This window comes from Mucilaginibacter lappiensis, assembly GCF_050433765.1.
Taxonomy (GTDB): domain Bacteria; phylum Bacteroidota; class Bacteroidia; order Sphingobacteriales; family Sphingobacteriaceae; genus Mucilaginibacter; species Mucilaginibacter lappiensis_A.
The window spans coordinates 429505-442739 of sequence record NZ_JBNPWP010000002.1 but is presented as its reverse complement, the minus strand read 5'-3'; the positions used below and the strand labels follow the sequence as shown (position 1 = coordinate 442739).

Annotated in this window: 12 protein-coding genes; 7 read left to right on the top strand and 5 right to left on the bottom strand. The window is 43.1% G+C overall.

The genetic code is table 11. From position 1 onward, the window contains the following. Positions 1-71 precede the first annotated feature (71 nt). The 4 genes from M2273_RS07325 (at position 72) to M2273_RS07310 (ending at position 4538) form a co-directional block, all read left to right on the top strand. Positions 72-1127: a sterol desaturase family protein gene (locus tag M2273_RS07325; protein ID WP_429394849.1), complete on the top strand. Its 1056-nt coding sequence runs from the start codon at positions 72-74 to the stop codon at positions 1125-1127. A gap of 67 nt (positions 1128-1194) precedes the next feature. Beyond that, positions 1195-1539 (top strand): winged helix-turn-helix domain-containing protein, encoded by a 345-nt coding sequence (locus tag M2273_RS07320; protein WP_429394846.1) that lies wholly within the window; start codon positions 1195-1197, stop codon positions 1537-1539. A gap of 487 nt (positions 1540-2026) precedes the next feature. After that, positions 2027-3673 carry a pectate lyase family protein gene (locus M2273_RS07315; protein ID WP_429394844.1) on the top strand — a complete coding sequence of 549 codons (1647 nt, stop codon included), beginning with the start codon at positions 2027-2029 and terminating at the stop codon, positions 3671-3673. 367 nt (positions 3674-4040) lie between these two features. Further along, positions 4041-4538: a molybdopterin-dependent oxidoreductase gene (locus M2273_RS07310; protein WP_429394841.1), complete on the top strand. Its 498-nt coding sequence runs from the start codon at positions 4041-4043 to the stop codon at positions 4536-4538. A gap of 172 nt (positions 4539-4710) precedes the next feature. Here M2273_RS07310 and M2273_RS07305 read toward each other — a convergent pair whose 3' ends face one another. Continuing rightward, complete coding sequence (locus tag M2273_RS07305) at positions 4711-5358, bottom strand: ankyrin repeat domain-containing protein (RefSeq protein WP_429394839.1); 648 nt, start codon at positions 5356-5358, stop codon at positions 4711-4713. Positions 5359-5624: 266 nt separating this feature from the next. Between M2273_RS07305 and M2273_RS07300 the strand changes: the two genes are divergently transcribed. Further along, positions 5625-8192 carry a DNA translocase FtsK 4TM domain-containing protein gene (locus tag M2273_RS07300; RefSeq protein ID WP_429394836.1) on the top strand — a complete coding sequence of 856 codons (2568 nt, stop codon included), beginning with the start codon at positions 5625-5627 and terminating at the stop codon, positions 8190-8192. 70 nt (positions 8193-8262) lie between these two features. Continuing rightward, on the top strand, positions 8263-8940 hold the full coding sequence (locus M2273_RS07295) for a LolA family protein (RefSeq protein ID WP_429394833.1): 678 nt from the start codon (positions 8263-8265) through the stop codon (positions 8938-8940). A gap of 180 nt (positions 8941-9120) precedes the next feature. Here the strand turns inward: M2273_RS07295 and M2273_RS07290 are convergent, their stop codons facing one another. The 4 genes from M2273_RS07290 to M2273_RS07275 form a co-directional block, all read right to left on the bottom strand. Next, on the bottom strand, positions 9121-9393 hold the full coding sequence (locus M2273_RS07290) for a DUF1456 family protein (protein WP_429394830.1): 273 nt from the start codon (positions 9391-9393) through the stop codon (positions 9121-9123). 20 nt (positions 9394-9413) lie between these two features. Beyond that, the gene (locus M2273_RS07285; protein WP_429394827.1) at positions 9414-10715 is read right to left on the bottom strand and encodes a DEAD/DEAH box helicase; all 1302 of its coding nucleotides are present in this window, start codon (positions 10713-10715) and stop codon (positions 9414-9416) included. A gap of 153 nt (positions 10716-10868) precedes the next feature. Beyond that, the gene (locus M2273_RS07280) at positions 10869-11147 is read right to left on the bottom strand and encodes a hypothetical protein (protein ID WP_429394825.1); all 279 of its coding nucleotides are present in this window, start codon (positions 11145-11147) and stop codon (positions 10869-10871) included. 75 nt (positions 11148-11222) lie between these two features. Further along, positions 11223-11900, bottom strand: a complete 678-nt coding sequence (locus tag M2273_RS07275) for a pseudouridine synthase (protein ID WP_429394822.1) — start codon at positions 11898-11900, stop codon at positions 11223-11225. 136 nt (positions 11901-12036) lie between these two features. Here M2273_RS07275 and M2273_RS07270 point away from each other — a divergent pair, with 136 nt between their 5' ends. Beyond that, the gene (locus M2273_RS07270; protein WP_429394820.1) at positions 12037-13188 is read left to right on the top strand and encodes an acyltransferase family protein; all 1152 of its coding nucleotides are present in this window, start codon (positions 12037-12039) and stop codon (positions 13186-13188) included. The last annotated feature ends 47 nt before the right edge of the window (positions 13189-13235 follow it).

Sequence of the window (13235 nt, the reverse complement as noted above, 5' to 3'; positions counted from 1 at the left end):
ATTTATATGTATATACATAAATACATATTTATTACGTTATAAATTAATAAACCAATTTTAAATTTTAGCGAATGGACTTTTTAGAGGCAGTATTTAAACAATTCACAGGCTTTTTTGGCTTCGGTAATTTAATAACTATTATTAAATCAGGCGATTACGACAAACTACTTACTTATGAGGGTTTTGTAGCTGTTCTGATACCTATTATGCCATTTTTACTGGTGATGGAAATTATACGCGGTGCGCTTTTCAAAAAGTTTAAGGTTATACACTATAAGCTAACTTTTTTCTCCTATGTTTTCAATGCTTTTATAGGCCGGGTGATAGCTATTGCCATGGTTGGCCTTTGTATTGGACTATTTGAAAAATATGCCATTTTTAAACTCTCCTTTACCTGGTATTGGTTTATTTACGGTTATATAGTTTGGGAGTTCGGGCATTTTATATACCATTATTTAGGTCATAAAGTAAGGCTGTTCTGGTGCCTGCATTCCACCCATCATGCTCCCGAAGCAATGAACCTTTCGGTAAGCTACGCGCACTTCTTTTTGGAGGGCCCTTATGCCGATTTCATCAGGACAACCGTTTGTATTTTATTGGGCGTTCCGCCGGCCATGCTGTTTGTAATTATGTTTATCGACGGCTTTTGGGGCGGTATGATCCACATCGGCGAAAATTTGGTACAAGATGGCCGATTAGGCTTTTTAAATAAAATTATACTTACCCCGTCGCACCACCGGGTGCACCATGCCAAAAATCCACTGTACATGGATACTAACTTTTGTAATCTGCTTAATATATGGGACAAAGTATTCGGCACTTATCAGCCCGAAGACCGCAACATCCCTATTGAATATGGCATTAGCAGACCCATGATAAAAAACAGCTTTCTGGACGCTTATTTTGGCGAAATAGTGGCACTGGCAAAGGATGTGTATAGAGCCCCCGGTATAAAAAACAAATTCCTGTATCTGGTTATGCCCCCAGGGTGGAGCCATACCGGCGATCATAAAATGACCACTGTAGTAAAGAAAAAATATTTTGAAGAACTACAGCATCAGGAAATGCAACCAAAGGATCATCAAAACCTGTCCGAACCTACAAACGAACAACCTGCGTTGTCATAAACCGGCTGCATCTTTTGCATATCTGTTTTGCTTTTAATTTAAAATAGCTTTACTTTCATTACCGATAATGAGTGATCCTAAATTTAAATTAAACGGCAGGGTTTGGATAGAAACCGGCGACGAAAAGATACTTGGCCACGGGCGGGTTGAACTGCTGGAACGTATCCAGGCATCAGGCTCCATCAGGCAGGCCGCCCTGCAAATGAAAATGTCATACAAACAAGCCTGGGACCTTGTTAACCACATGAATGATCATTTTGGACAACCCTTAATAATATCACAACGTGGTGGTAAAGGTGGCGGCAATGCCGTAGTGACTGATCATGGATTAAAAGTGATCAGTCAATTTCATTTATTGAACCAAAAGCTTCAGGAATTTTTAAAGGAAAATACCAAAACGCTAAATCTTTAAGCTCCTTATACTCAAGCTCCTTAAATAATTTCTTAAAAAGCTTAAATATCACATCTGGGAGCGTTTTACTTAGCTAATGTTAAAGCGCACATTAGCCTGCTCAAAGGTTTTGCATACGAATTTCCATATCGTATAAGATTTCTCCTTCGTCGAAATGACATTTTTATAAATATAAAAAGCGGTAATAATAAAGGCGATATGCAAGTTGTATATCGCCTTTATTATTTTAAATACACTACCCACCTCTTACTTTTTCTTCTGTCGCAAGATTGATACATGCCATGTTAATATCCTACAATACATGGAGAAAATATTATATGAAACCGATTGGCCCAGCATAGATATTTGATGTTAATATAAGCCTGACAACTGGAATATTTTAATAAAAAGGGACATCCCACGTATTTGATGGGAGATGTTACCTGTACATTCCGGTGGGTTAATATGGTATGTTTCTATATTTTTTTATCATCACAATTATAAACCAATGAATAAGTATTTAGCAAGCGTAGCCGCATTAGCCATGTCACTCACCGTAGCGAATAAGGCCAGCGCGCAATATCCGCGCATACCACCTGCCGTACAGGCCAAATCAGACTCGGCTCTTGACGCTGCCAAAAAACGCTCAGACGTGGCCTGGCAAAAGGCCCTACCCACTATTGAACGCGACGAGAAGAACGGCAAACCTTATGTGCCCTGGGCAAACAAACCTTCAGATCTGCCGCAGGCAAAAATAGCGGCTTTTCCGGGTGCCGAAGGCGGAGGCATGTATACAGCAGGTGGCCGTGGGGGTAAAGTATTTGTAGTAACCAGCCTGGGCGATCACGGTCCGGGTACGCTGCGCGAAGCCTGTGAGGAGGGCGGCGCACGCATTATTGTCTTCAATGTATCAGGCATCATTAAGCTTACCGAACCTATCAGTATACGTGCACCGTATATTACTATCGAAGGCCAGTCGGCTCCTGGTGATGGCATTTGTGTGGCCGGCGAATCGGTTTGGATAGATACCCATGACGTGTTGATCCGCTTTTTACGCTTCCGCAGGGGGGCTACTGATGTGGCCCGCCGCGACGACGCGCTTGGTGGCAACCCGGTAGGCAATATCATCATCGATCACGTTTCGGCCAGTTGGGGACTGGATGAAAACATGTCCATCTATCGCCATGTTTATGACCGTAAGGGCGCTAAACAGGAAAAAATGGCTACTGTGAATATTACTATCCAGAATTCGATTTTTTCTGAAGCGCTGGATACTTACAACCACGCCTTTGGCAGCACCATCGGCGGTCATAACAGCACCTTTATGCGTAACTTATGGGCCAATAACATTGCCCGTAACCCATCAGTGGGCATGAATGAGGACTTTGGGTTCTTTAACAACGTAGTATTTAACTGGTGGAACCGCAGCGCAGATGGCGGCGATAATACTTCGTTCTTCAATTTCATCAATAATTATTACAAACCGGGTCCAATTACTCCCATGAATGAGCCTATTGGTCATCGCTTCCTGAAACCCGAAGCAGGCCGCGACCCAGCCCACAAAGGTTATTACGGTAAAGTTTATGTAAGCGGCAATATTATGGAGGGTAACGAAAAAGTAACTAAAAATAACTGGGATGGTGGCGTACAGATAGGCGATATGCCAGATGCAGGCCGATACACTGACAGCATACGCTCAAATGAGCCTTTCCCAATAAAAAACAAAGTGACCATTATCCCTACTAAAGAAGCCTACACCTATGTTTTAACCAACGTGGGCTGCTCATTGCCAAAACGCGACCCGGTTGACCAGCGCATTATTGAGGATGTGCGCACCGGCAAGATCAAATATACCGAGGGCGGCAAACTGCACCTGGGTGCGCAATATGTTAAAGAGCGGCTGCCCGACTCTTACAAGCAAGGTATTATCAGTGATATTAGCCAGGTAGGAGGCTATCCTGAATACAAAGGCACCCCTTATAAAGACAGCGATAACGACGGCATTCCTGATGAATATGAAATCAAACACAGCCTAAATCCGCGCAATGCTGCAGATGCACCTCTAATTGCCGCAAACGGTGGCGGCTACAGTAATATCGAAATTTATCTGAATAGCCTGGTGCCGCTGAGCGTTGTGGTACCCGCGGCAAAATAAATTAAACCGTTAATGGATTAAGCCTGTCCCGTTACCGGGGCGGGCCTTTTTATTTTACACCGTTAACGTCCAAAACCGGTATAAATCCGTGGTTTTATTCATTAAATTTGGCTGTGATCAGCAATCAACATACCTCAAGCTTTAAGTCGCAGCTTAAAAAAGGCCGGGTACCAACGCTACGTAACATTGGTCTTACTGCACCATACATGCACGATGGCAGATTTAAAACTTTAGCCCATAGGAAAAAAAGGCGCTCATCGCGTTCCTGGATATGCTTACTGATTCAACTTTTATTAATAATCCAGATTTTGCCGACCCGCGTTTACTAACCGCAAAAAATAAAAAGCATTAAATTAAATTACACCTTATGAAAAAACAATTCCTGGCAGCCTGTATCGCTTTATTAAGTTTTATAACTATCGCTTTTACATCGCAAGCACAAACATCTACTATTAAAGTAAGCGGCGAAGTTGCCACCTCATTAACCATTGATGCTGCTTATCTGCAAAAGTTTGCTCAAACAACCGTTACCCGTAAAGACAAAGATGGTAAGGATCATACCTATTCGGGAGTAATAGTTGCCGACATCTTAAAAGATGTCGGCGTTACCTTAGGCCCTGATCTTAAAGGCAAAAACCTGACCAAATACCTGCTGGTTGAAGCCAGTGACGGCTACCAGGTTATCTTTGCTTTAGCCGAACTGGATAAAGCTTTTACAGACCGTACCATTATATTGGCCAACCAGGTTGACGGAAAACCCTTAGCCCCCGGCGATGGCCCCTACCGCATCATTGTACAGGATGAAAAGAAACCCGCCCGGTGTATAAAACAGGTTACTGGTATGCAGGTGCACTTTGTGAAGTAATATATAGCTGTATATATTGAGATTTTGTAAAGACACGCCACATGTGTCTCCCTCATTGAAAAGAGACGCATGTGATGCATCTCTTTTCCCGTTGTTTGTGTCCTCACAAACAACCATGCCGTATGTAACTCAAATCATTTGTGAAGACACGAACGATGGGTTGAATAAAATATCAATCCAGGATCTCCGCGATAGCGTCAAACCCTTTTTCCCGGGCCAGATCTGCCGGTAATTTTCCACCTTCCATACGTACATTTATTTCTGCGCCATGCTCCAGCAATAGTACCAACAGATCAATATTACCATTTTGCGCTGCAGAATGCAGCGGCGTGGCCCCGGCTTGTTGCTTTACATTCACCAAGGCGCCATGCTCAATAAGCATCCGGGCTATGCCGGTATAGTTATCAGCACAGGCCGAGTGTATGGGATAAACATGAAATCCATTATTTGATGGCCGGTTAACATCAGCGCCATTTGCTACAAGGTAACGTGCAACTTCTTCATGACCGAAATAACAGGCCAGTCCTAAAGGGGTAAAACCATCGCTGGCATAGTCATCTATGGAGTTAGGGACGGTTTCAATCAGGTGGGTTACAGCTTCTAACTTACCTGCCGCCGCAGCCTCAAACAGGCTTATATCGTTCACATAATTCAACAGCACGGCTGTAACCGCAGGTTTTTTATAATAACAGGATAACATCAGTGGCGAAACCTGGTGACTTGTAAGGGTGGTTGCCAGCGCAGGTGTTTGCATAAGCAAAGCTTCAATCTTGCTTAAATCGGCAGTTGTAATATATTCCTCCAGTTTCTCTATACTCATTATTTACATTTAAATAATTCGCATCGGTATGGGCAATGCGTTTAATAAAAACCCGTTTTACGGATAGGCTATTTGATGGTTATCAATAATACTAAAAAATTAAAAATACACCTAAATATTTGTTTAATCTGCTAACTTTATATTTCATCAATTTATGCTTTTTTTATGGTTGATGAGCGTACATAAAATTTTATATGTTGTTTTTGCAAAGTTTACTTAGGTGAAATTTTATGTAAGTTTGCATTTAAAAGGATGTTACATCAGCGATGCCGGTAAAAGGAAATCAGTTTAAATCAAATAGTTTTAAGGACGAAAATCAGCCCCGGCAAACGGGTAAAGCTGATAAGGACCGTATTGGAAGGCAGAGGCTCCCAACAATGCCCAGATTTAATCTGGAGAATGGCCGGGCTATAAAAATAGCAGGCTTGCTCTCGCTTTTAATGTCCATCTTTTTCCTCATAGCCTTTACCTCCTACCTGTTTACCTGGCAGGAAGATCAGAGTTATATAGCAACTACCAACGGTGGCTGGCACAACCTGGCGACTGGTAAAACGGTTCAGGAAATTGCCGATAATGGCGGCAATCCGCAAATTGCTCAAAACTGGCTGGGTAAATTTGGCGCACTACTTAGCAACCAGTTTATTTATGAGTGGTTTGGGGTGGCATCGTTCCTGTTTGTTTTTATATTTTTTGTGGTAGGTTATCGCCTGCTGTTTAAAGTAAGGTTGTTTTCTATACCTAAAACGCTTGCTTATTCGCTTTTTTGCATTGTATTTATATCCGTTACCATAGCTTATTTCCACGCGTTTATTATTGATTATCCGCATTATTTAGAGGGAGGCTTTGGCTTTTGGAGCAACCGCCTGCTTGATGCCCAGATAGGCCCTGCCGGTACCGGAGGCTTATTGGTATTTGCGGCCCTTACGGTATTGGTAATTGCCTATAATATTGATTTTAAACTTCCGGCACGTAAAAAAAGAACCGTTGCAGAAATGGCCATGGATGATATTGTGCCCGAACCTGTTGACCTGCTTGATGAGGAACCATCTATCCCCGTTGAATGGCCCCGCGGTAACCGGGTTAAAGACAATCTGGCCAATCAGGAAAACATGGTAAGGCCCGAACCGCTTAAACAACAACCTTTTGTACAAAATCCGGTTTATCATGAGCCCGTGGTATTAACACCCAATGCATCGCACGAGCCTGAGGAAGAAACAGAGATACCGCTTACCATTGATGTGAACAGACCGTTGCCTGAGCTGAGTGTTGAAAAAAGCGATGATGATAAAGGGAAAAGCCTGGTAAGTCAGTTTGGTATTTATGACCATAGGCTCGACCTGGCCTCGTATAAATTCCCGCATCTTGATCTATTGGAGAATCACGGATCGAACAAGATCTCTGTTAATGCAGAAGAACTGGAAGCCAACAAGAATAAAATTGTTGAAACGCTGAACCATTATAATATCGAGATAGATAAGATCAAGGCTACTATTGGGCCAACGGTTACACTTTACGAGATTATCCCGGCACCGGGTGTTCGTATTTCCAAGATCAAGAATCTGGAGGATGATATCGCGCTGAGTTTGGCTGCTTTGGGTATCCGTATCATTGCGCCTATGCCGGGTAAGGGAACCATCGGTATTGAGGTACCCAATCAGAACCCCGAAATGGTTTCGATGCGATCCATCCTATCTACCGAAAAATTCCAGAACACCACCATGGACCTGCCCATCGCCTTGGGTAAAACCATATCGAACGAGGTATTTATTGCCGATTTGGCCAAGATGCCTCACTTACTGGTTGCAGGTGCTACCGGTCAGGGTAAATCGGTTGGTATTAATGCTATATTGGTTTCGCTGTTGTTTAAAAAACACCCTGCCGAACTAAAGTTTGTTTTGGTTGATCCTAAAAAAGTGGAGCTTACGCTTTTCCGCAAGATTGAAAGACACTTTTTGGCTAAACTGCCAGATGAGGCCGACGCCATTATTACGGATACTAAAAAAGTGGTGAACACCCTCAACTCCTTGTGTATTGAGATGGATCAACGTTATGACCTGCTGAAAGATGCTCAGGTACGTAACCTGAAAGAGTATAATGCCAAATTTGTTAACCGTAAAATAAGTGACCCGGAGAAACATCGCTACCTGCCATTCATTGTTCTGGTGATAGATGAGTTTGCCGATTTAATGATGACTGCCGGCAAAGAGGTGGAAATGCCAATAGCCCGTATTGCCCAGCTGGCCCGTGCGGTGGGTATCCACCTGGTTATCGCTACACAAAGGCCGTCGGTTAATATCATTACAGGTACTATTAAAGCCAACTTCCCATCAAGACTGGCGTTTAGGGTGCTGTCAAAGATCGACTCCCGTACCATTTTGGATGCCGGCGGTGCTGATCAATTGATTGGTCGCGGGGATATGTTGTTTTCAACCGGCAGTGATCTGATCCGCCTGCAATGCGCCTTTGTGGATACGCCTGAGGTTGAAGCTATATCGAACTTTATTGGCGAACAGCGCGGTTATCCTACCGCTATGCTCCTGCCTGAATATGTAGGCGAAGGCGAAACCAGCAGCGCCAAAGAATATGATCCTGATGACCGCGATCCGATGTTTGAAGAAGCTGCCCGTTTAATTGTAATGCACCAACAGGGTTCTACCTCGCTCATTCAACGTAAAATGAAACTGGGTTATAATCGTGCCGGTCGTATTATTGACCAGCTGGAGGCCGCCGGTATTGTGGGCGCGTTTGAAGGCAGCAAGGCCCGCGATGTTTTATACCCCGATGAATACAGCCTGGAAAGGTATCTGGAAACGCTTCAAAAACCTAAAGATTAAACCTATTACTATTTATTTGCTCTAAACCAGTAACTATTAATAGTAATAGTTATTGATGAAAAAACTACCAATGAAAAAGATATTTTTATATACCGTTTTAGCTATAAGCACCTGCAGCACCGCTTTCGCTCAAAAAGATACACAGGCCAAAGCTATATTGAACCAGGTAAGCCAGAAATACAAATCGTACGATGCGATAAAAACAGATTTTACTTTTACTTTGGATAATCAACAAGCCGGTGTTAAAGAAACCCAAAGCGGTACTTTAATTTCCAAAGCCAAAGCGGGTAAATATAAAGTTACCCTTTATACTTCAGCGGCGACTAAAGATGTAGACAAGGAGATCATCAGTGATGGTAAAAGCCAGTGGACCTATCTTAAAAAAGATAAGGAAGTACAAGTAAGTGAAGCAGCCAAAGGCGGGGATGGAATTAATAACCCTTCTCAAATTTTCACCATTTATGAACGTGGTTACAAGTACCTGTACACCGGCGAGCAAAAGCTGGGCGGCAAAGTGTACCAGGCCATTGACCTTACTCCTGAAAATGCCAAACAAAATATTTTTAAAGTACGTCTGCTGATCGATAAAGTAAAAAAACAGATCTACAGTGCGCAGCTGTTTGACAAGAACGGCAATAAATACAACTATACCGTAAGCAGTTTTACCCCTAATGCACAGGTAGCCGATAACGTATTTGCCTGGGATGCCAAAGCCCATCCGGGTGTTGAGTTGGTGGATTTGAGGTAATTTCACATTAAATATCAAACAAAAAGAGCGATGGGTTAAACCATCGCTCTTTTTGTTTGATATTACTGTGGGATGCTGAACTTGTTTCAGCATCCCACAGGGCAAGTAGCCGCTATGTTGAACACCCCTACATGTGAGATGCCGAAACAAGTTCGGCATGACGAACTGTTTTAAACAAACCTATTTAGCTTCAGGCTTAGGCCCCTTATCTTCCGACTTTGAAGCTCGCTTATCAGGCATTGGGCCGCGTTTATAAATGATAAGGCCGTTCAGAAAATTACGAAGGATCTGATCGCCGCAGGGTTTAAAGTTGGGGTGATCATCAGCGCGGAATATGGCGCCCAATTCGGTTTTGGTGATCCTGAAATTTGCCAGTTCTAAAACCTTTATAATATCATCATCGGTAAACTTCATAGCTACCCTAAGCTTCTTCATGATATCATTATTGCTCATGCTATTTGTATTTAATTATATTATATGGAGATATCTATTTTAACTTTTTTGTTTTTGATCTTTTCACCTTTTATCAGCTGAACAGCGCGTTCAATGTGGTTACGCTTTACAGCCGCGTATGATGAATGATCCAACACTTCAATCAGGCCAACATCTTCTTTAGCAAGTTCGCCTTTTTTAAGCAGCAGACCCACAATATCAATTTTATTCACCTTATCCTTTTTACCTGCGGCTATATATAGCGTGGCCCATGGTGATAGTTGCGGGATCACAGGGTTTTCGGGCAGTTGCTCAATCTCCGGCATCTCCCTCAAATAAGCCGGTTTTTCATCAGGCGACAATATGAGATACGAGGTACCTTTGGCGTGCATCCGGGCTGTGCGACCGTTACGATGCAGGTAAGCTTCTTCATTATGTGGCAGCTGGTAATGCACCACATGCCCAATCTCCGGAATATCCAACCCGCGCGACGCCAGGTCTGTAGTGATCAGTAAGCGATGGCTTCCATTCCTAAACTTCAATAAAGCCCGCTCACGGTCATCCTGCTCCATGCCTCCATGAAATATATCGTGCGGCAGGCCGCGGTCATACAACAAATCACTGATACGCTCAACCGCTTCACGGTGATTGCAGAAAACGAGCGTAGCCTCATCCCCTATTTTACAGATCAGGGCAAACAGTGCGTCGAGTTTATCAGCGGCTTCGGCTATTACAGCCTTTTGCTTAATATCGGGCGCTGATGCAGCATTGGTCAAATAATCCAGTTCGATAGGTTTGGTTATGCCAGTAAAATCAGGGATCTCCTGCATTTTGGTGGCCGATGTAAGCATGCGCTTTTTAATGGCCGGCATTTGCTTAATAATGTAAGCCATATCCTCCTGAAAACCAAATTCAAGGGCCTTATCAAACTCGTCCAATACCAGTGTATGGATGGTATCGGTACTAAAACTATAACGGCGTAAATGATGGGCTATGCGGCCCGGGGTGCCAATTAAAACAGCTGGCGGCTGCGACAGGTTGTTCCGCTCAATTTTTACCGGGTGACCACCATAACAGCAATTCACCTTAAAACCGGTACCCATAGTTCTGAAAACCTGCTCAATTTGTAAAGCCAGCTCACGCGATGGCACCATGATGAGCGCCTGTACCGTTGGAATATTGGGATCAAGCAGCCCAAGTAATGGCAATAAAAAGCCAAGCGTTTTACCCGAACCTGTTGGTGAAAGCAGTATTACATCGCTTTTTTTAGCCGCGGTGATAGCAGCTTGCTGCATTTCGTTAAGAGCATTTATTTTGAGGTTCAGGAGCGCTTGCTTTATCATTATCAATGTTGGAATGTGCGCAAAGATAAGGTAAATAAAGCGGGGCTTTAAATTTTGTCATCCTGAGCGGCAGCGAAGGATCTAATTAGTGAACTGCCTATGTTTTATAATAGATGCTTCACTGCGTTCAGCATGACAAAATAGCGGGTCTAATCAGCCCTTGTGGCCCTCCAGTTTGTGTTGAGTTTTATCCTGTATATATTTGGCTATTTCGGCTGCCTGCTTATGTGTAAGGTCACCGAAACCCGTATATTCCCATTCGCGCATATCGTCATCAAAAACAATATCTCCCAAATCTACCGCACCCTCACTTAGTTTAAACACACCTGTTATATATAAAGCACCACCGGGTATGGCTTGGTTTACCGGCTTAATGGCGATAGAACGTTGACCATCAGCGGTATATAAATTATAATCTACCGGCTTATTCATATCTTCAAGTATTAGTTCCTTACAATACAACCAAATTTCGTTTTTGTTTAATTTATTACACTAAAAACGAAGTACTTACCAGTTCATAATTTGCATTACACGCATAAATTCAGGCTGTAAACCGGCATCAATATGAACATTGTTACCAGTAATCGGATGAGTAAATGACAGTTGGGATGCATGCAGCAACATGGTTTCCATTTGCCAGGTTTCTTTGAACAGTTTGTTCTGTTTGTTGCAGCCATGGGTACGGTCGCCAATAATGGGGTGAAATATATGGCTGAAATGTTTACGCAGCTGATGCATACGGCCGGTAGCAGGTACGGCCTCCACCAGCGAATACCGGGAAGTGGCATGACTCCCAAAAGCAATATCAAGCTCGGCCCGTTTTAGGGTGGTGTATTTAGTAAAGGCATCCTGCAGGGTACCGTTTTCCTTGCGCAGAGGGTAATCAATATCTTCCTGATCGGGTGTGTGCCCCCGTACTATGGCCAGGTACTTTTTATGTACCTGATTTTCCATAAACCGTTGCTGCATGGCTATCTCCGTTTGTTTATCCAGCGCAAACAACAATATACCGCCCGTTTTACGGTCAATACGATGCACCGGATTCACTTTTTGACCAATCTGGTCGCGCAGTAACTGCAATGCAAATTCAGATGCGTCAGCCGCTATCGGCGACCGGTGTACCAGCAGCCCGTGGGGTTTATTGATAGCGATGAGGTGTTCATCGCGGTATATGATCTCTAACATTGCAGTGCTATTCCAAAACGCGAAGTTACAACCCTTCGTAACAATTTTATTTTATAAAGTATGATTGACTAAAAAAAATATTTTAAATAGGGTGCTTTTTATATCTTTAGTTCATCACTAAATCTTTTTAAAAAAAATGACCACAGCAACAAGCACATCCGCAGGCAATACCGCGCCTGATGATATTAACACAGCGCCAACGCGCTTATTTTCATTAGATGCCCTGCGTGGGTTTGATATGTTTTGGATAATGGGCGGCGAAGAGATTTTTCACACGCTGGCAAAAGCTACCGGTTCGCCATTCTGGGGTTCCATAGCTAATCAGTTTACCCACCCCGACTGGAATGGTTTTCATCTTTACGATCTGATATTTCCGTTGTTCCTTTTCATGGCCGGGGTATCAACGCCATTTTCGGTTGGCCGCGAACTGGAGAAAGGCAAAAGTAAACAGCAACTAACCATAAGAGTTATAAAAAGGGCCGCCATACTGGTATTACTTGGCCTGGTGGTGAACAATGGTTTAAATATTATGCCTATATCAGAGATACGTTTTGCCAGTGTGCTGGGCCGTATCGGGATAGCCTACATGTTTGCCAATATTATATACCTGTACAGCAGCGAACGTATGCAAATGGTATGGTTCTGGTTTTTTATCATTGGTTACTGGCTGCTGTTGAAATTTACATCAGCACCTGGTTTTGCTCCAGGCGATTTAACCATGCAAGGCAATTTTGCCTCTTATATGGACCGTATCCTGTTACCGGGTAAACTGTATTTAGGCATCCATGATCCCGAAGGATTGTTCTCCACCATTCCGGCCATCAGCACGGGTTTGCTTGGTATATTAACTGGCTCGCTGTTAAAAAAGACTGGTTTAAAACAAATCCGTAAGGTATCAATAATGGCAGTTACCGGTGTAATTTTTCTAATTATTGCTCAAATATGGAACCTCGATTTCCCCATTAATAAAAACCTTTGGAGCAGCTCGTTCGTGATGCAGGTGGGCGGGATAAGCCTGTTGTTAATGGCCCTCTTTTATTATATAATTGATGTGCTGGGCTATAAAAAATGGGCGTTTTTCTTTAAGGTTATCGGTATGAACTCCATACTGATCTATATATCAGGTCATTTTATTAAATGGCAATATACTACCAATGGCTTTTTCGGCTGGATAGGTCAGCTGGTTGGTGATCCATACAATATTGTGGTAATGGCTGTTTGCTTTATCATGGTAAAATGGCTTTTCCTGTATTACCTGTACCAGAAAAAGACGTTTTTACGCGTGTAAACGGGGATTTTGTCTGAACCGGGATTAAACAGATTTTTTGGATGACA